General features: G+C 61.5%; 13 protein-coding genes. 5 read left to right on the plus strand and 8 right to left on the minus strand.

Features of this window, described 5'->3' with window-relative positions; genetic code table 11:
• Window positions 1-23: 23 nt before the first annotated feature.
• The 6 genes from ACUN0E_RS38250 to ACUN0E_RS38275 all read right to left on the minus strand — a co-directional run bounded on the left by ACUN0E_RS38250 (window position 24) and on the right by ACUN0E_RS38275 (window position 7,785).
• Window positions 24-2,258 (minus strand): polysaccharide biosynthesis tyrosine autokinase, encoded by a 2,235-nt coding sequence (locus ACUN0E_RS38250; RefSeq protein ID WP_408333042.1) that lies wholly within the window; start codon window positions 2,256-2,258, stop codon window positions 24-26.
• 49 nt (window positions 2,259-2,307) lie between these two features.
• Window positions 2,308-3,456 carry a polysaccharide biosynthesis/export family protein gene (locus ACUN0E_RS38255; protein ID WP_408225635.1) on the minus strand — a complete coding sequence of 383 codons (1,149 nt, stop codon included), beginning with the start codon at window positions 3,454-3,456 and terminating at the stop codon, window positions 2,308-2,310.
• Between the two features lie 67 nt (window positions 3,457-3,523).
• Window positions 3,524-4,909 carry an undecaprenyl-phosphate glucose phosphotransferase gene (locus tag ACUN0E_RS38260; protein WP_408390649.1) on the minus strand — a complete coding sequence of 462 codons (1,386 nt, stop codon included), beginning with the start codon at window positions 4,907-4,909 and terminating at the stop codon, window positions 3,524-3,526.
• Between the two features lie 58 nt (window positions 4,910-4,967).
• A complete protein-coding gene (locus tag ACUN0E_RS38265) occupies window positions 4,968-6,566 on the minus strand; it encodes a sugar phosphate nucleotidyltransferase (protein ID WP_445569881.1) in 1,599 nt (532 codons plus the stop codon).
• Window positions 6,567-6,667: 101 nt separating this feature from the next.
• The gene (locus tag ACUN0E_RS38270; protein ID WP_408225950.1) at window positions 6,668-7,654 is read right to left on the minus strand and encodes a GlxA family transcriptional regulator; all 987 of its coding nucleotides are present in this window, start codon (window positions 7,652-7,654) and stop codon (window positions 6,668-6,670) included.
• Window positions 7,655-7,656: 2 nt separating this feature from the next.
• On the minus strand, window positions 7,657-7,785 hold the full coding sequence (locus tag ACUN0E_RS38275; RefSeq protein WP_445569882.1) for a hypothetical protein: 129 nt from the start codon (window positions 7,783-7,785) through the stop codon (window positions 7,657-7,659).
• Between the two features lie 670 nt (window positions 7,786-8,455).
• Here ACUN0E_RS38275 and ACUN0E_RS38280 point away from each other — a divergent pair.
• The 4 genes from ACUN0E_RS38280 to ACUN0E_RS38295 all read left to right on the plus strand — a co-directional run bounded on the left by ACUN0E_RS38280 (window position 8,456) and on the right by ACUN0E_RS38295 (window position 14,137).
• Window positions 8,456-10,750 (plus strand): hypothetical protein, encoded by a 2,295-nt coding sequence (locus tag ACUN0E_RS38280; RefSeq protein WP_445569883.1) that lies wholly within the window; start codon window positions 8,456-8,458, stop codon window positions 10,748-10,750.
• Window positions 10,751-10,926: 176 nt separating this feature from the next.
• The gene (locus ACUN0E_RS38285; protein ID WP_408509442.1) at window positions 10,927-11,076 is read left to right on the plus strand and encodes a hypothetical protein; all 150 of its coding nucleotides are present in this window, start codon (window positions 10,927-10,929) and stop codon (window positions 11,074-11,076) included.
• 63 nt (window positions 11,077-11,139) lie between these two features.
• A complete protein-coding gene (locus ACUN0E_RS38290) occupies window positions 11,140-11,592 on the plus strand; it encodes a GDP-mannose mannosyl hydrolase (protein WP_408225620.1) in 453 nt (150 codons plus the stop codon).
• 163 nt (window positions 11,593-11,755) lie between these two features.
• The gene (locus ACUN0E_RS38295) at window positions 11,756-14,137 is read left to right on the plus strand and encodes a PIG-L family deacetylase (protein ID WP_445569884.1); all 2,382 of its coding nucleotides are present in this window, start codon (window positions 11,756-11,758) and stop codon (window positions 14,135-14,137) included.
• Between the two features lie 25 nt (window positions 14,138-14,162).
• Here ACUN0E_RS38295 and ACUN0E_RS38300 read toward each other — a convergent pair whose 3' ends face one another.
• Window positions 14,163-15,248, minus strand: a complete 1,086-nt coding sequence (locus ACUN0E_RS38300; protein WP_445569885.1) for a glycosyltransferase family 4 protein — start codon at window positions 15,246-15,248, stop codon at window positions 14,163-14,165.
• An 846-nt stretch (window positions 15,249-16,094) separates the two neighbouring features.
• Between ACUN0E_RS38300 and ACUN0E_RS38305 the strand changes: the two genes are divergently transcribed.
• Window positions 16,095-18,035, plus strand: a complete 1,941-nt coding sequence (locus ACUN0E_RS38305) for a hypothetical protein (RefSeq protein ID WP_445569886.1) — start codon at window positions 16,095-16,097, stop codon at window positions 18,033-18,035.
• 109 nt (window positions 18,036-18,144) lie between these two features.
• Here the strand turns inward: ACUN0E_RS38305 and ACUN0E_RS38310 are convergent, their stop codons facing one another.
• Window positions 18,145-19,683, minus strand: coding sequence for an amino acid permease (locus ACUN0E_RS38310; RefSeq protein WP_408225608.1), 1,539 nt, complete (start codon window positions 19,681-19,683; stop codon window positions 18,145-18,147).
• Window positions 19,684-19,746: the final 63 nt, after the last annotated feature.

The raw sequence follows: 19,746 nt of genomic DNA on the forward strand, positions 1-19,746 counted from the left end.
GGCCCCGTCATGGAGCCGCCACCTCAACCGGCGATGCTGTCGTATCCGTAATAACCGCCTTGATAGCCCGAACCGAGGAAGGCACCTTCCTGCGGCACATCGGTGAGCAAGACACCTCTGAGCGATACGCCGCCGTTGAGCAGCCGCTTGGCCGTCTCGGCGATCTCGTTCAGCGGATGGCGGCCGTGGCGCACCACCAGCAGCGTCGTGGCGGCGTACTTGCCGATCACCGTCGAATCGGTGACGGCGAGCACCGGCGGCGTGTCGACGATCACGATGTCGTAGTGCGATTTCAATTCGTCGAGCATCGTTTCGAAACGTTTGCTCATCAGCAATTCAGACGGATGCGAGGGCAGCGTGCCCTTGGCGAGCACGTCGAGTCCAGGCAGCACATCGCGCTGGATCATCGCCGCGAGATCGCCGCCGCTCAGCACGTCCGAGAGCCCCGGCTGATGACCGATGCCGAAATGCGAATGAACATCGCCGCGCCGCATATCGCCGTCGATAATCAGCACCCGCTTGTTCGCCGACGCCACCAGCGCCGCCAGATTCACCGACAGGAACGACTTGCCGGTGTCGGGCCGCGAACCCGTGATCATCACGATGTTGTTCTCGGCGTGATCGAGCGATAGTTGCAGCGAGGTCCGCAGATTGCGCACGCCTTCCACGGCGATATCTTCCGGCGCCTGCTGTGCGAGCACGTGAAGCCCGCGACGGCGCAGCATGACGTTTTCCTGCAAACGCAACTGCGTCTGGCTGCGCGGCACGATCGCGAACACCGGTACGCCGAGCACCGCTTCGAGTTCGTCCGGACGTTCCACGCCACCGTACATCGCGCGCTTGAAGAAGGTCAGCATGATGCCGATCAGCAAGCCGCCGCCGAGCGCGATCAGGATCGCCAGCACGCGCTTCGGACGCACCGGTTCGTCAGGCGTTTCGGCGAAGTCCACCACCCGCACGTTGCCCACCTGGCCGGCTTTCGCCACCCGGAGTTGCTGCGCGCTATTCAGCAGATTGGTATAGAGCTCCGTATCGACGTGCACGTCGCGCAGCAGACGCAATGCGGTCTGCTCGGTATCCGGCATCACGGCGACGCTGCGGTTCATGCTGGCCGCCGCACCTTGCAACGCAGCGATCTGTGCATCGAGAGCAGCTACCGCCGGGTGATTCGCCGTGAAACGCTGCGACATCTCCGCGCGTTGCTGCTGCAGATCGAGCAGCTTGGTCTTGTTGTCGACGACCTGCTGGAGCAGCAGGCGGCTTTCTTCACCGAGATCGACCGTACCGTGCGCATTGCGGAATTTGTTATAGCGTTGCTCGGCGTCGTCGAGTTCCTTGCGCAAGCCGGGCAGTTGCTGATCGAGGAAGGCCAGCATGTGCTCCGCTTCGGTCGAGCGGCTTTCCACATCCTGGCGCACGAACTCGCGCGCCATGCTATTGACGATCGCTGCGGTCAGCGCAGGGTCGCCGCCTTCGAGACTCGTGCGAATCACGCCGGACTGCAGCGTGGTCTCCGCAACCACGAGCGCCTTTTGCAAGCGGTCCACGGTGCCCAGCGTCGAGGCCCGCTGCAGCTCGAAACGCGAGCCGGGTGCACCGACCAGCTTATCGACGTGCAACGCGATCGGGCCGTCGGCAGTGTCGGTTTCCACGGTCTCGCCAACATGTCCGGAGAGAATCGCGATACCGTTCTTGTCGCGCAGCACGTACGAACCTGCGTCACCCGCAATCAGCGTGAAGCTCGTGTCGTAGAAATCCTTCGACGTATCGAAGCGCGACACGGCAATGCTCTCGTCACCCCATGCGTAGCCCGACAGATTGATGAACGACGGCAACTTGAAACCCCATTGCCCATTCACCAGGCCGGCGATCATCCCACCGATCAGCGGTATGGTGCGCGGCGACGCTGAAATGTCGAGATGCAGGTTCTTGACCGTTTCCTCGGTGACGAGACGCGACTTCAGCAACTCGATCTCGGCCGCCGTCGATGGCTTGGTGTCGAACATGCCGGTGAGCGGCGGCAAGGAATCCTTGCCGTTCCCGTTGGCGTTCGCCGTCTTGTCCTCAACGTGGAACAGCACGTCCGCGCGATACGTCGGCGGGGCGAGGAAGGCATACGCGCACCCCAGCGCAAGTGCGATCAACGTCACCATCGCGATCGTGCGCCAGCCCCTCACGATCGTGCGCAGATAGTCCGACAGATGCAGCTCGTCCGGTCCGGACACATCGGTATAGCGGTTTTCGAAGTTAATTGCCATTTTCTTCACCCAACAAAGCCCGGCGGTTCAAGGTCACGTTGCACGGTTGTTATTTCGCAAGAACGGCACCCGTCACAGCCGCATTGATCGCCGGCAGCAGCAGGTTCAGCACACGGTTGAAGCGAACCAGACCGCCTTGCCCGACATACACGACGTCTTTCGGCTGAAGCTCGAACTGATTGGCAAGGATCATGGACACCGGCGAGGTCGCATCGAGGTGGTAGACCTGCGGTGAGGCACTTGTCGAATTGCGGATCACGAACAACTGTCTGGCCGCCGCCGTGTTCGAGTCGAAGCTGCCGCTGTCGGAAATCGCCTGTGAAAGCGTCAGCGAGCCGTTACGCATCGGCATGATGGTCGCGGGCTTGTTGACCTCGCCCATCACATACACGCCGCTGTCTTCACGCGACGCCACACGCACCATGTCGCCCGGTTGCAGGTAAATATCCGAAGGATTGCGGCCGCGCTTGATCAGATCGTCCACGTTGAGCGGATAGGTGACGCCGTTGCGGATCAGGTCCACACGGCTGCGGTCCGCGTTCGCGCTGAAGCCGCCGCCCTGGTTGATCGCACTCGTCAACGTCATTGGAATGTCGTTGAGCGACTGGGCGCCTGGCGTGCGCACTTCGCCGTCGATATAGATCTGTGCCGCCCGGAACGAAGCCACCCGCACCGTCACTTCAGGCTTCTGGTACACGTTGCTTAGACGCCTGTGCAGTTCCTTCTGGATCGACGCAACATCTTTGCCAGCCACATGCACCGTGCCCGCGTACGGGAATTGCACGTCGCCGTTTTCGTCGATCAGAAAACCGGGCGCGGCGTCCGACGTCTTCGCGTTCTGCGCGGGCTGGCCGAGCGCGGCGGCGAGTTCAGGGTGGTCCCACACGACGATCTGCAGCACGTCGCCAGGACCGACCTTGTAAGCCGCCGGTTTGCCGAACAACGCGGTCGTCTCCGGCGGCAGCGTCATCGACGTCTGCGCCGCGTTCATCTTGCGCAGCAGCGCGAGGTTGATATCGGTAATCGGTATCTGCTGTTGCTGCGATGCTTCAGTGCTGTAATCCCCACCCGTGTCCTGAATCGCGGCTGGCGTAATCATCTGCTGGCCCGGTACGATCCCGCAGCCGGATAGCAGTGTTGTCAGTGCTGTAACAGTGAAAATCACGAGACTTCCCGTGCGTATACCAAGCGAGCTCATGGTGTTTCCTCCTTGTGCCAGGAAACTGTCCTCGGGGGAGGGAGCGCCTAGCGTGCTTGTTAACTACTTAGTAAGCGTTTCGATGCACCAGTCCGGCAACGATCGTCGCGCCGATAATCCGCATATCGAGCGCGAACGACCAATGCCCCAGGTAGTACAGGTCATGTTCGACGCGACGCTCCATCTTCTCGATGCGGTCGGTTTCGCCACGAAAGCCGTTGATCTGCGCCCAGCCCGTAATGCCCGGCTTGATCCGATAGCGATTGATGTAGCCGGCGACCACTTTCTGATAGAGGTCGTCATGCTCGAGTGCATGGGGACGCGGTCCGACGACCGACATGTCGCCACGCAACACGTTGAAGAACTGAGGCAGTTCGTCGAGGCTCGTGCGGCGCAGAAATGCGCCGACTCGCGTGACGCGCGCATCGTTGCGCGTCGCTTGCCTGAGCGTGCCTTTTTGCTCGATATGCAATCGCATCGAGCGGAACTTGTAGATCGTGAAGACGCGGCCATCCGCGCCTTTACGCTTCTGCTTGAAGAGAACCGGGCCGCGCGACGAGAGCTTCACCGCGACGGCAATGCCGAGCAGAATCGGTGCAAGACCGATCAACGCCGTAGCGGCGAACAGGCGGTCGAAGATTTCCTTCTTCAGCATCGAACTGGCCGACAGGGGTGACGCGACGAGGTTGATCGCCGGCACGCCGAGCAGATCGATCACACCGCTGCCATCGAACAATGCAATGCTGCGCACGTCCGGCATGAAGCGAATATTCACCAGATCGTCGCGAAACTCGCTGATCAGCTTGCAGATCAGGGGCTCTTCGGCAAGCGACAACATGAGCCAAAGCTCGTGCACATCGTTGCTTCGAATGTAGTCCGCAAGCGCATCCACCGTATCGCACACGGGCACCCGCGCGCTGGTCACAGCAGACACGTCCGGGCGCGTGTTGTAGACGGCCGTGGCGCGAAAGCCTGTGCCGGGCGCCGAATCGATCCGGCGGATGATGGCGTCGCATTGCGAGCCGCTGCCGACGATCGCGACCTGATGCAGATTCAGGCCGGCACTACGCGCACGCGCGAGCACCGCATGCGTGATCAGCCGGTAAGCGATCAGCAGGCCGCCCGTCACGGCAGTCCAGTACGAGAACCACAGCCGCGACACGAAGTCGATACGGTGCAGCGAATACATCAGCACAAGCGCACTGCCCTGCACCATCAGCCACGCGAGCGACACCTGCCCGGCCAGCGAGAGCTTGGAGCGGCCGCGCCATGATTCGTAAACGCCGAACGCGGGAAAGATAGCCAGCGCAAAGGCGGCGGAAAACATCACGAGCGCCCAATAGAACCCGGATTGAGCGAGGTAATCGAAGCGGATCTGCGACGCCACCGCCGCCCCCGCGAGCACCAACGCGACGTCGAAAACTCGCGCGAGCAAATCCTGAAACTTGCGCATTTTGCTTACCTCGTTCTTGCCGTTCGTTCTTTTTCCGCAAATGATTCCGGGCACGCGGTTAGGAGCAGCGCCCGTAGTTGTCGTTGAACCTCACAATGTCGTCTTCACCGAGATAGGTGCCTGACTGGATTTCAATGATTTCGAGCGGCACTTTCCCAGGGTTCTCGAGCCGGTGACGTGTGCCGAGCGGGATGTAGGTCGATTCGTTTTCGCTTAGCAGGAACTGTTCTTCACCGCGCGTGACGAGTGCCGTGCCGCGCACGACAACCCAGTGTTCGGCACGGTGGTGATGGAGTTGCAGCGAGAGCTTCGCGCCCGGCGTGACGACGATGCGCTTCACCTGGAAGCGTTCGCCGCGATCGATGGAATCGTAGAAACCCCATGGGCGGCGCACCTTGCGATGCGCATCGGCCTCGGGAGCGTGCTGCGCCTTGATGCGGGACACCAGGCCCTTGACGTCCTGCACATGCGAACGGTCGACCACCAGCACGGCGTCTGCCGTTTCGACCACCACCACATTAGTCGTGCCGACACAGGCGACGAGCCGGCCTTCGGAATGCGCGTAGCTCGACACCGCGCCTTCGAACGTCACGCGGCCGCGCCCGGCGTTACCGTTGGCGTCCTTCTCCATCGCAGCCCAGACGGCGTCCCAGGAACCGAGATCCGACCAGCCCGCGTCGAGCCGCACGACAACGCCGGACGGATTCGCGCCGATCACTTGCGGGTCCGCGCCGGGGGTCGCGGGCGTCTCGCCCGTGGCGCTCGGGTCGCCCGCGTCACCCACGTTGTCCGCGTCAGTAAGACGCTCCATCACCGCATAGTCGATCGAGTCCGCAGGCGAACTCAGGAAAGCGTCCACCAGCGGACGGAAATACGTGCCTTCGGAGCAGCCGTTCGCGAAAGCGTGTTCGCAGGCCGCGTGCATCTCGGGCTGCAGACGTTTCAGCGTATCGAGCCACACACGCGCCCGCACGACAAAGATCCCGGCGTTCCACCAGTACGTGCCCGCCGCGACGTACTGCGCGGCGATTTCCTCGGCCGGCTTCTCGACAAAACCGTCGATCTCATGGCCGCCATCAGGCAATTGCCCGCCGATGCGGATATAACCGAAGCCCGTATCCGGGCGCGTGGGCGGCACGCCCAGCGTGGCGATCGAGCCTCGTTCCGCGTATCTCGCGGCACGTTCCAGCGCGCCTTGCAGCGCGGGCACATCCGCAATCGAATGGTCCGCCGGCATCACAACGAGAATCGGGTCGTCGCCGTTCGCGCATGCGAGCGACGCCGCGAGCGTCAAAGCCGGCGCCGTATCGCGCCGCGCAGGCTCAACGATCAGACGCGCGTCCACGCCGTTTTCAAGAAGCTGCTCGGCAATCACAAACCGGTGTTCTTCGCCGCACACGATGATCGGCGACACGTCCACGTTCCAGCCGGCGGGAAAACCGTCCATCCGTCGCGCGGTTGCCTGCAGCAGCGAGTCGGAGCCGACGACGTCGATCAGTTGCTTGGGATAGTTTTCACGCGACACCGGCCACAGCCGCGTGCCCGAGCCACCGGCAAGAATGACCGGAACGATGCGCGCGCAATGCGCACCGGCTGTCCCGGCGCTCGCGCTGTCCGGGTTCACCGATGCGGCGCTCACAGTTCCCTTGGTCAACATATTCGCATTCCTTACAGTTTTCTGAAGTCGACGAAATACTTACCGAAGTACTGCACGAAAATATTGCGTAGCGAGCGCGCTCAGCCGGCTCGCGGCGTACGCTATCCGCCGACCATACGGCGGCTTTGAATCCGGAACTCTGTCGGGGAAATTCTCATCCGTTTGCGAAAGACCTTTGCGAGACGGTCACCGTTACCCATGCCGGTGCGCCGGGCAATCTTGTCCACCGGCAATTCGGATTCGGTCAGCAGGCTGCAGGTCACCGCAAGGCGCTCATGCAACAGGAAACTCGAGGGCGTGATACCCATTTCCATCTTGAAGCGGCGCAGGAAGTTGCGCTCGCTCATCGCGGCAAACTGAGCCGCGTCGGCGATCGAAATCGACTGCTGACAATTCTCTTGCAGCCAGCGAGCCGCCGCGCGCACTTTGTCGCCAGGGCTCAAACCGCCGTCTTCGCCAAGCAGCGGTGCGAGGTTCGAGCATGAATCGGCGAGCAGGCGCTCGGCCACTGTGCGAGCGGCCGCACCGCCGAGATCGCGCTTGATCATGGCGAGCGCGCTTCTCATCGATTCGAGCCGGTCACCCGCATCGCCGTTCTGCTCAGTCTGGCGCGATGACATCGGCTGCTGCTGGTGGAAATCGCTGCCATCCCTGCCATCCGGCACATAGGCCGCCTCGAGCAGCGCGCGCCCTTCCGCGATCGGCCGGATCATGCCGGTATTGCGGCGAACGCGCCGTAACCAGGCGATCAGCCGCTCGTCGCCGGATGCGGCGAATGCGCCTTTGCCACCGGCGACATACAACGCGTCGAAGCCGCCGTAATGCCGCGCGTCGAGTCCGTCTGTCCAGACCCGCAGCGCCGATGACGAGGTCACCATGCCGCCGTCGGCGGACAGGAAGGAAACGTCATACAACCAGCCGCCCGAACCGGACGATGCCAGTTCGTTCGCAGCCTGGAATACTTCGGCAACCACGCCCGCGCCCTGCAGCGAGCAGTCGTTGAACATCAGTATTGCGATGCGCCGCATTCCCTTATTCGGTGCGTGCACCCAGCGCAACATTGCAGACTCGAGACTCGCGCAGGTCATAGTCATCCTCTCTCACCAGAAAACGGATCTACTTTTAAACCTTGAACGCCCACACAGAGGAATGCTCTGTGCAGTGCATCATAGCCATCCGCAATCAAGCGTTTAGCCGCCATGACCGAAAGTGCAGACATGTTGGCGTTTCGATATGGTGGCCGGCCAGTTATTCCCGGAACAATTGTTCCACTACCATTTCTTCAAAGAATTAAATACCGATTCTGCATATGAATGAATTTACGTTTCGCGAATTTCAATACAGATTAATACGATTTTTTGTGGGTTGGCGCACATACAATCGCCACTCGAAATGCTTGAGTTTCAATTTGATCCGGCCGCCGTTCCGTGGATTTGAAGTGACTTCTTCCTGTCACGTTGTCAGAATGAGGGCAGCCGCCTTACTTGCACCAGCCATTGTTCTAATGGATTCCAGCAGGACTTTCTTCTGACGATATATCCGGCGAGCCAGGATATGAAAAGCAGTTACCAATATAATCAATTTCGCACGTAGCAAAATTATTTAATTCGTTGTTATTGGATCGCGAGAATATAAACAGAACGATTAATGTTTCAAACGTGAAACACAGCAATAAGACACTTTTAGTTCGCCCGGCAATAGACGGGCCAATGGCGGATTCTGTCGGATGAGAGCCGGTGCGATTCCGCCATCGAATTGCGGAAATGGCCTATGCGGTTTCCGCAACAGATTGCGATACGAGGTAGCCTGAGGCGGGTCTGGCCTGGTCAACTAGCAATTCAGCGACGCGTTGTCGCCGGAACATGTACGTCGAACGACACGGGAACCGCATGTCGAATGTACGGGAATATCGCGCACGGCGAACACCAGCCAGCACCTTTGCCGCTCACAGATTAGTGCTGCGCGCCGCTGCCTCGACGGCGGCATTTATCCTGCTGGGCTTCGCGACCTCGCCGTGCAGCGCGGCGGGGGCTTCAGCCGGCTCTGATAGCGCGAGCAGTGCCGATCTGACAGTCGACGGCAGAAAGTGGACACCGTGCGCAGCGGAATACGGCACTTGCCGCTTCAGCGGCACGCGTGACGTGCTGTACGGCACAGCAGAACAGCATGTCGTAAAGACGTTCTCGAACAGTGCCGATTGCAACAACGGTGTGTTTGGCGATCCGGCACCCGGAGTGGAGAAGCGCTGTGCGGTTGCGGCCACCGCGATCTCCGTAGCCGATGCAGGCACAGCAGCGAAGGCTGCCTCGGATAACAAAGACACCGCGCCGGAATCGGCAGCCGCCGTACCCACTGCATTGAAGGCGCCGCCCGGGCAGGGGCTGCGTTGCGCTGCGCCCTCTTCACAGGTGCGCGCGGCCGCGAACGGCGACCTGCTGGAAGCCGACACGCCGAGCGACGGCACGCGCCTGTTCGCAGTAGAGAAGCCGTTCGCGCTCGTCTTCACAACACGTCCGACGCAAAACGACACGCTCAACTGGCAGATCCGCGACGGCTGGAATGCCGTGCGCGCCAGCGGACGTTTCCCCGTTGCGGCGGGCGCCACGCTATCGACGCTCAGTTGCGCGTCGAGCGTTGCCGGCTACTTCGCCGTCTCCGCTTCGCTGGAACGCGCGCACGGTCAACTAGAATCGCGCGGTACACGTCCTGCGGGCATCGCCACCTTTGGCATACTGCCCGACACGTCCACTGCTTTACCAGCCGTACGCTTTCCCTACGAAGACCTGCATCGATTCGGCGGACAGGGCACGGCCTATCTTGCGCCCGGACAGCATTGCTGCGACGGCGACGGCTACCGGCCGGTCTATACGGCGCTTGGCCTTTCGTGGGCCAACGACAACCGCAACTGGTACATGGAAGAGCCAAAAAACTCGGGCACGTTCGATCCCGCGAGCAAACAGTTGCTCCCTTATTTCCGGCGCGGCGACATCATGCGTTTGATCCAGCTCGACGGCATTCCTCAGTGGGCCAGCCCGACCGGCAAAGAGACGCACAGCTATGCACCAACTTCGCTCGCGCAAATGAAAGACTACATGGCCAAGGTTGGCGCCGAGTCCAACCGTACGCGGACGACCTACTTCCCCAAACAGCGCGACAACTACTATCAGGTGACATGGGAACCGGACGCCGATGGCGGCCTGCCCTGGCGCGACTCCGACGCGAATTTCATCGCGATGTATAAGGCCGTGTGGGAGGGCATTCATCAGACGGACCCGCATGCCGTGGTGATGGGTCTGACGTACGCGTCGGTGCAGGCCAACGTCACGTGGATGCGCCGGCTCGGTCCGCTCGGCATCGGCCGCTATATGGACGGCATGACCATTCACGGTTATTACGACATCGGCACGACACCGTCGCATCCCCCCGAGCGCGTCGCCGACCCAGGAAATCCTGGCACGGTGCCAGGCGCGCTGCCTGCCGCGATGCGCGCGCTGCGCCATGAGATGCGTCAGTACCTGAAACCCGGCGCGCCGCTGTTCGTCACCGAAACCGGTATCAGCTACGACATCGGGCAGGCGTACGGCAAGAACTATCCGGGCGCGAACGTGCTGTACGCACAGGCCGCGGTCGTCGCGCGCACGCATCTCATCCTGCTCGGGGAAGGCGCGGACATGACCTACGTGTTCTACCTTGCGGACATGCCGGACGCCGCGCCCGGCTACGGCCTCTTCTTTGAACTCGATCATCCGGACGGCGCCTACGGCGCCGTCCGCATCAGCCCCAAGCCTGCCGCGCTCGCCGTGGCGGCGATGACGCGGATCATCGACGGAACGGATACGCTCGGGCCACTCAAGGGTTTGCCCAAAGGCGTCTACGCGTATGCATTCCGCCGGCTCGGCGGCGGCAAGATCGTCACCGCACTGTGGACGCATGATAACGACGCATGGAATGCCAAAACCGGCTTCAGCGCGAGCCAGAGTGCGGACTATCGTCTGCGGGTCGATGCACCCGGCGCGTCAGGCGACGTCACGGTGTTCGACATGATGGGCAACGCATCGAGCCAGCCGTATCGCGACGGCGTGGCGAGCCTCAAACTGTCTCCGGCGCCGATCTATGTCGTCTCCTCTAACGCCGGCGTGTTCAAGGATGCGGTCACGACCCCGGAGGCTTATATTCCCCGTTAGATTTGCCGTGGATGATGCGCGTAATGATGGCTGCAGGCGCTTCCTTCGATAGACACCGCTCGCTGTCGCGATGTGCCGATACTTCGGCGTGATGTGACAGGGCAGCCCGTGGTTTGCCCACGTAGAATCCAGGCGGGTGCTGGTTCGCGTTCATATCAACGCGCTGGAGCCGGGAAATGAACGGCCTCGCATGGACGATGCTGGTGCTAGCCGCGATGGTCGGCGCGTTTCTCTTCGCCACGCTCGGCGCGATTCTGGTCGCGCTGCTGCTAGCTTCTGTCTCCGAGCGCCTCACCCGGGACGATGAGCACGATCACGACTATTAGCGCCCTAAGGAACATCTCACGATCACCCCGCGCTCACCCGGCGCACGCCCCGCAGGAGATGACATGCTGACCGAGATCGATTTCCTGGACGTGGTGCGCCTGACGCCGCTGGTCGCGATCGATCTGATCGTCAGCGACGCCGAAGGCCGCGTCTTGATCGGCCATCGGCGCAATCGCCCCGCTCGCGGCACATGGTTCGTTCCTGGCGGGCGCATTCATAAAGACGAAACACTCGACGCCGCGTTCGCACGCATTGCCGACGCCGAATTGGGCATTGCGAGGCTAACGCGCTCGGCCGCACGCTTCGAAGGCATATTCGAGCATCACTACACAGACAACTTCGCCGCCGAGCCTGACGTGTCGACGCACTACATCGTGCTCGCCTATGCGCTGCAGTTCACCAGCACCGTCTCAGTCGGCCGGCTCGACCAGCACAGTGAATATCTCTGGCTCGCACCTTCGGCACTGCTCGCGCGCGCCGATGTTCACGAGAACACCAAGGCTTATTTCCGCTAGGGCTCGCGCAAGCGTTAGTGCGAAGGCTGCCGTTAGCGCCAACGGCGCCGGCGCCTGCATGACTCGTTGCCGGCACGCAAAGTGACGCCTACTGTGAGTTCGCCAACGTGGCGGCCCACGCCCGTACAGTATGATCGAGCTCACCGTCAGGGTTCGAATCAACATGCGATCATCGGCAGCCAGGCTCGTTCGCGATTCATCCATTGCTTTTCTAGCGCTACTTTTCTTCGCTCTCCTGCCCGGTTCGGCGCGAGCGGCGAATTGCGGCGCAGGTACACTGGTCACGGTCGTCGCTCACCTCGATGACGATCTGCTCTTCGTGGACCCTGCCATCAGCGAGCGGCTCGACGCCGGCTGGTGCATCACCACCGTGCATCTGATCGGTGGCGCCAACGGTGCGGATTTCGCTTACGTGCAGACTCGCGAGCGGGCTTCGCGGCTCGCCTATGCGCGCATGGCGGGAGTGCCTGACGAATGGATCGAAACGAATATTCCGATCGCTGGCAAGCTCGTACATCAGATGGTGTTGAAGGCGAAGCCGCAGGTCCGTCTGCTCGAACTCCGGCTGCCCGGCGGCGCCGTGCGCGGCGGCCGCGTGCCGCTCGGCCTCCTGTGGGAACAACACGCCACGCTCTCCACCTATCCGATGAACGCCGACGGCTCAGTGCGCGTGCAATACGATCGGGCCGCATTGTCGGCCACGCTGAAAGCGATACTCACCGAGGCCTCGCAGATCTACACGCTCAATCCGGACACGGTGCCGTTTCTCGAGCATCCCGATCACATCTACGCCGCGCGCATCACGCGCCACGTCGCCCAGACGCTGAACAAAAGCGTGCCGATCGAATACCACATCACCTATCCGACCGGCGACTGGCCCGCCAACGTGCCGGCTGCTGAAGTTCAGCGCAAGCGCGATATCGTCGCCAGCTATTTTTCTGTCGACGGCAATGAGTTTACGCATGTATTCGGCGAGTTTCAGTGGGATGGCAATTGGGTCGCGCGCCGCTATGCATTCGCCGATCGCAGCGATCATCGCGTCGCGGATTTCCAGTCGCGTCCCATTCAGCTATTCAATGCAGCGACGAGCCGCTGCCTGACTGCCGCGGGTAGCGACCGGGCACCGACACTCGCCGCGTGCACGGGCTCCTCCGCGCAACAATGGCGCTGGGACCCGCTGACCGTCTATCCGGGCAACACGCGCAACGCCGCGCTTGTCAGCGTCGCGACTTCGCAATGCATCGCCGAACGTGACGGCTATCTGACCTCCGAGACCTGCGATCAATGGGACATGGCGCAACGCTGGACACCATGGGACTTCGGCCTCATCTATACGCCGCAGCGGCACTGTCTCGGCGAAAACGACGGCAAGCTCACCATGCGCGGCTGCACGCAGCTCACCACGCGCTACCGTTGGGCGACTATGCAACACACTCAGGCAACCGATCTTAGGCTCGCTACTGCAATGATTGGCGACATCGACGGCACGGGTGAGCAAGCCGCAGTCTATGTGCAACGACAACACGATGGGCCTGGGTTCAATGTGTATGCGGCGTCGCTTGCGAAAGCGTCGCGTGCTGCGCTTTGGTACGCGAGCACTGTGCCATTCGATCCCCGCGCCACGGCGCCGAGTTGCGCGAATGACAAGCTGTGCTTCGACAGCGCACGCTTCCTGCTCGGCGACTTCGACGGCGACGGCAAAGCGGACTTGATGGTAATCACCGCACGCCGCGGCGGCACGGCGTTCTGGTTGCTTCGGAGTACAGGCGATCACTTCGAAGCGCCACGTCTCTGGCTCCAGACCAGCAGTGCGTTCAAGCCTGAGTTGACACAGCAATACGTGGCAGCGGATTTTAGCGGAACGAGACGTGCCGCCGTGCTGATCGCGCAGAAGCGAACCGACAGCGGGCTCGACCTCTGGATAGCGTCTTCCGCAGGCTCATCGGGCTCAGCGCCGACGCTCATGGCACAGGCGAAAACCCTACGGCAAAACGCAAATCTTCTACCGGTCCAGATGCCAGGGTCACGTGCGTCACTGGTCGCGGTGGATAGCGCGGACGGTCGGCTCGCGCTCACGCAAATCGCCAACGACGACACGCGCATGAGCATCGGCGAACGCAAACTATTGCCGGCGAGTTTCCCACCTGATTTCGTCAAAGTGACAGTGGGAGCCGTGCGCGGCAACGCAAGCAATACGCTGATTCTTTTGACACCGCATCTCGAAGAAACGAATGAGGACGCGGCCATCGACATTGCCACACTCGACACGACGGACGCGACGAGCGTACCAGTCCACGCGGCGACATTGCACGGCATATCATGGTCGGATGTTTTCCCTGCGTTCGTGCGTGACAAGCGCAATGCGGGGCTCGTGCTTTATCGAAGAACCGACGCGACGCTCAGCGATTTCTATTTCACTGGCGGCGCCCCGGCACTGACACGCTATCCGGTAGGCGACGGTTTCGCCTTGGGCGCAGCTCAGGACCTCGGTGAGTTGCCGGGCCTGTTCTCGGAGACGGTGCGAATCGACCGATTGGCGCAGTAGCACGAGTCGGCCGATCCGCTGTAGTTCATGCCGAAACCTGCATCGGCCGGACGAATTGACGCGCGATCGTCATATAACGATCTGCCGTGTCATGCAACGTGTATCCCGCCAGTTGCCGGTTCGCACGCGGCATATCGAGCGCCCCGAGCAACGCACGGCCATAAGCCTCAGGATCGGCCGTATCGACGAGATTGACGCCGGCAAATCCACTGGCAAAACCGAACGACGGAATCCGGCTCGCCACGACCGGAATGCCCGAGGCGAGCGCCTCCAGAAAACCGATGCTCTGCGCTTCGAATCGCGAAGGCATGGCAAAGACGCGCGAGGAGCGAAGGATCGCGGCGACATCCGAGCGCGGCCCGCACACCGTCACGCGGCTGTCCAACCCAAGCTGATGAACGAGCGACAACACGGCCTGGTGATACGGAATGTCTTCGACGACACCACACAGCAGCAAACTCGCCTCGGGCTCGCTCTGCACGACACGCTCGAACGCGCGGACCGTGTCCAACTGGCTTTTCCCTTCTATATAGCGGCCCAGTTGAACAATCTGCCTGGCAGGCACTGCGATATCCGCGGCCGACGTGCCGTTATCTCCCGCGAACAGCGACGCGTCCACGCCATTCGGGATCACGACCATCGCCGGATGCTTGCCGATCTCTCGCAGGTAGTCGTCGATATTTTGCTGCGACACACCGATGATCGCTCTCGCCCGCCTGGACAGCAGGCGCTCAGCCTGCTTGAGCGCACCGTTCTCGAAGTCGTTGACGCCGGAGTGCATCACCCAGGCAATTGGCGTATGCACAGGCAGAAGACGCACATAGAGTGCGGCGAGTGTGGCATGAGCCACGATGAAGTCGGGACGGAACTGACGCACCACCCGATACAGGTGCAGCAGTTTGCCCACCCTGCCGTAGTGGATGCTCGGGAACAGGCAGGTGACACCCGCCGCCTGAAGCTCAGCGCGAATGTCGAGAAAATCGTCCTGCTGTGGAAGCAGCGATGTAATACAGACCTCATGGCCGCCGCGCTGATGATGAATCGCGAGCCCCTTTACAAGTACCTCGGCCCCGGACAGTCGCGGCGCGTGAACCAACTGAAGAATTCTCACGATTTATCTCTCTGGACAACCGCCTTTTTTGCGCAGCGGATAAACGTTCCTACAGCAAGTACCGGCCCCAAAAACCTCGGCCCCTCATCATCGTTTATCTGGCGCGCCCCTTTCGCGGGGCACCGCCTCATCTCCGTAAAACAGCGACAGTTCCGCCGCGAAGTCACTATCGCGAGGAAACCTTACACCGAAGGCCCAGCACTTTTCCGCCATCTCCAAGTTTCCATCGGCTATGGAATGAGCGCTATCGCCCATTACGCTGCGGTTTACACCAATTCGTATAGTTAGGCATCCATTGCAAATCTTTTCGACCCCACTTCTGCTTGGCGGATAAGGACTGGTCTCGCCTTACGTATAGATTGGTGTGATCAATGAAATTAGTACTGCGTTATTGTTCATACGTAACGACTCGTTACTTCTTTTAAACATACTAATGCGTATTGTTGCGGTCGATTCTTCCCATTTGATCCTGCTTTACTTACAGAACAGCAAATAGTTCATTGGCTTGCGCCATGAATTCACGTACTGCGATGTGAACCGCGCTGTTCCCGAAGCTTTTGTTTTTTTCGTCGTACGTTCCCCGGTCGTTCGATTCCGCCAACCTGCCAATACGAGCGGCACGGATTCGCATGACATGTATTTCTCTGCAGAGAAATGCGTTTGGGGCCGACAACCCGGGAAGGCATCACCCTCGCGCAACGAACCCGTTGCGCACACAGGATGGCCAGTGCCGAGGCCTCACTCATCGGCTGGCTTGCAATTGAACCCGGATGTTCGTTCCGCCTCCGGACGCGCTTTGCGCGAAGAGGTGGACGAATGTTCAGCTAACGCATTGGTTACAGATTGATGAAATCGCAACTACTCGTACTCTCAACACTTTCTCTGGCACTAGCAGGTTGCGGCGGCGGCGGTGGCAGCTCCAGCAGCACCGCAGCAACCCAGGCCAACGGAACCGCCAGTTCGTCCAGCTCGACTGCGGCGGGAAACAGCAGCACCGGTGGCACCGCCACGGTGAACGGCGCAGGCAATGCCGTCGCGGCACTCAGCTGTACATCGCCGGCCATCTCGGCAGGCTCCGGCAGCGCCACCATTTCCGCCGATACGCCCAGCTCGGACGGCACACGCATCTTTGCCGCCGGCAGCGCTTTTCAGCTTGCCTTCACCACCAACGTGCCGAACGCCGACACGCTGAACTGGGCCGTCACGGACACCTTCGGCAGAGTAGCGGCGAGCGGCAGCACGGCCGTACCGAGCGGTTCAAAGACCATCACGCTCAACTGCACGTCGACCCTCGCCGGCTATTTCGCCGCGACCGGCACGCTCGCGCAGAACGGTGGCCAGTTGCCGCAAGCGGGCACGCGCCCGGTCGGCATCGCGACCTTCGGCGTGACGCCGAACCTGGCAGCCGTCATTCCCGCTGTCACCTATGCGCATCAGGAACAGCACCGCTTCGGCATGCAGGGCGCGAACGACAACGGTCCGTTGCTTGCGGATCTGGGCATCTCGTCGACGATCGACGACCGCCAGCTCTCGACGATGGAGCCGAGCGGAGCGAACACGTTCAACCCCTCGGCAAACAATCTCGATCCGTTCTACAAGAGCGGCAACGTGATGCGCCTGATCCGTCTCGATGGCATCCCTGCCTGGGCGAGCAGTACCGGTGCGTTCCAGGACGACACGAGCGTGCCGACGAGCCTTTCGTATTACCAGAACTACATGAGCCGCGTCGGCACGGAATCGAATGCGATTCGCGCGGCCTACTTCCCGACCCAGTCGGCGAACTACTATCAGGTGACGTGGGAGCCCAACGAGTTCTGGACCGACACCGACGCCAACTTCATCGCGCTGTATCAGTCCGTCTATCAAGGCATCCACTCGACTGATCCGAACGCGGTGGTGATGGGTCCGACCGACGCGTTCCCGAGCCTGACCACCACGCGTCTGAAGCGCCTCGCGCCGCTCGGTTTCGGGCAGTACATCGACGCCGTCTCCACGCATGGTTACTACGACGCGGGCACGTCGCCGTCGCATCCGCCGGAGCGCTACGACAGCGACCCGTCGACCGCCGACGGTTCGTTGCGCGGCCAGATGCGCGATCTGCGCGCGGAAATGGCCACCGATTACCGTCCGGGCATGAAGCTGTTCTCGACCGAAGCCGGCATCAGCTACGATCTCGGCACCTCGTACGGTCCGAACTACCCGACCGCGAACGTGCTATATGCGCAAGCTGCGGTCGCGGCGCGCATGCACATCATCACGCTCGGCGAAGGCGCGGATCAGACCTACGTGTTCTACGGTGCGGACTATCCGGGTGAAGTCGGCTACGGCACGTTCTTCGACCTGAGCGACGCGCAAGGCGCATTCGGTGCGACGAACATCAGCCCGAAGCCGGTTGCCATGGCGATCAGCGCGATGACGCACACGCTCGACGGCACCCATACGCTCGGACCGGTGAACGGCACGCCAACGGGCGTCTACGCCTACGCCTTCCAGCAGGTTGGCAATGGCGCCGTGATCACCGCCTTGTGGGCGCACAACAACAGCGTGTGGGACGCGAGCGTCGGCTTCAGCTCGACTTATAGCGTGCCGTATAGCCTCGCGGTGGATGCACCCGGCACGAGCGGCACGGTGAAGGTCATCGACATGATGGGCAATGCGTCGAGCGCGAACTACAGCAACGGTACATTGACGCTCAACCTGACCGAATCGCCGGTGTATGTGGTGTCGAACAACGCCTCGGTCGCCAAGGGCAACGCGACAGTTCCGGTGGGATACACCGGTATCTAACTGACGAATGCCACGTCACGCGGCAGATGTAAAAACGTCAGCCGGCTCCAGGGCCGGCTGACGTCATTTTTTTGTGAGTGGCGGCAACTGCCCGCACACCCGCAGAGACTCAGCTTTCCCCCAGTTGCCCCTCCATTCCGCTCAGTTCCTGTTCGCGCTCCTTCGACACCTTGCCGATCGGCGGGCCCGCAAAGCTCTTGCGTACGCCTGCGCCGTACCAGATCGCCAGCAACACCGCGAGCAGACCGACAATCACGTACACCACTTTCTGATTCGGCGGCTGCATGCCGACATAGGCGAGCACGAGTGCGCCGAACACCGCCGCCACCGCGAACGGCTTCGACAGCATGCCTAACTGGAACGGGCCCTTTTCTTTCCACGTACGACCCTCGGCAAAAATGCCGGCCGCAATCGGCATGGCGTACGAAATGAACAGGAACACTGCGCTGCCTGCGCTCAGCACCGTGAACGCATCGCCGTACAACGTCACCACGATCGCCAGCACCGCCGAGGTCCAGATCGCAGCGCCCGGCGTGCGGTGTGCCGCATTCACTTTGCGCAGCCACTTCGAGCCGGGCAAGCCGCCATCGCGGGCAAAGGCGAACATCATGCGCGAGGTCGACGTGACGGCCGCGAGACCGCATACGTAGTTAATAAAGAACATCAGCAATTCGATCAGGATACGCAGCGGTCCCGGAATCGGCGCAAGAATCGCTTCGAAGAACCCGGTGCCCTGCTTCACCCCCGCCGTGATATCCGGCATCACCAGCACGAACGCGCACACCATCACGTAGCCGAAGGTCGTCGACCAGAACACGGAGCCAACAATGCCGCGCGGCACATTGCGCGCCGCCTGATGCGTCTCCTCCGAGGTATGCGCGGAAGCGTCGAAGCCCGTGATCGTATAAGCGGTCAGCAGCAGGCCGGACAGAAACGCCATGGCGATGGTTTGCTTCGGCCACGCGCCGCCGTCGACACCCGTGAAGTTGGTGAAGGTATAGAGCCGCGACAGGTCGATCTTGACCGGCGAATACACCAGCAGGGAAACCACCAACATGACCGTCACCACAAAGATCAGATAGCCTGACAGGTCCGTGATCTTGCTGGTAATGCGAATGCCGCGATGATTCAGGAATGCTTGCGAAGCGGTGATGACGGTCAGAAAGAGCGTCTGCTGCCACCAGCCGAGCGAATCGGGATTCACACCGAACATCGGTGCGATCAGCGTGCGAAAGAACGGATCATAGGTACCGTAATTAATCGCGGCGACCACGAACACGAGACCGAGCAGATTCATCCACGCGGTGAGCCAGCCCCACAATTTGCCGCCGAGAATCGAACTCCAGTGATAGAGGCCACCGGCCGTCGGATACGACGACGCGATCTGCGCCATCGCCGCCGCCACGACTAGCGCGAACAGCGAACCGAGCGGCCAGCCGAGTCCGATCGACGCCCCGCCCGCGGCCGACAAGCCCATCTGGAACGACGTGATGCCGCCCGACAGAATGCAGATCAGCGAGAACGACACCGCGAAGTTCGAGAACGCCCCCATACGCCGGGACAGTTCTTGCGCATAGCCCATCTTGTGCAACAGCTTGACGTCGTTGTCGGCTGGGTCTGCCGACGGCACGGCCGTGTTGATGTCCATGACACGATCCTTTGAACAGGGTTATGACGAAGCGGCTAAGCGATGCAGAGGCGTGACCGCGCG

This window comes from Paraburkholderia sp. D1E (genome assembly GCF_052682275.1).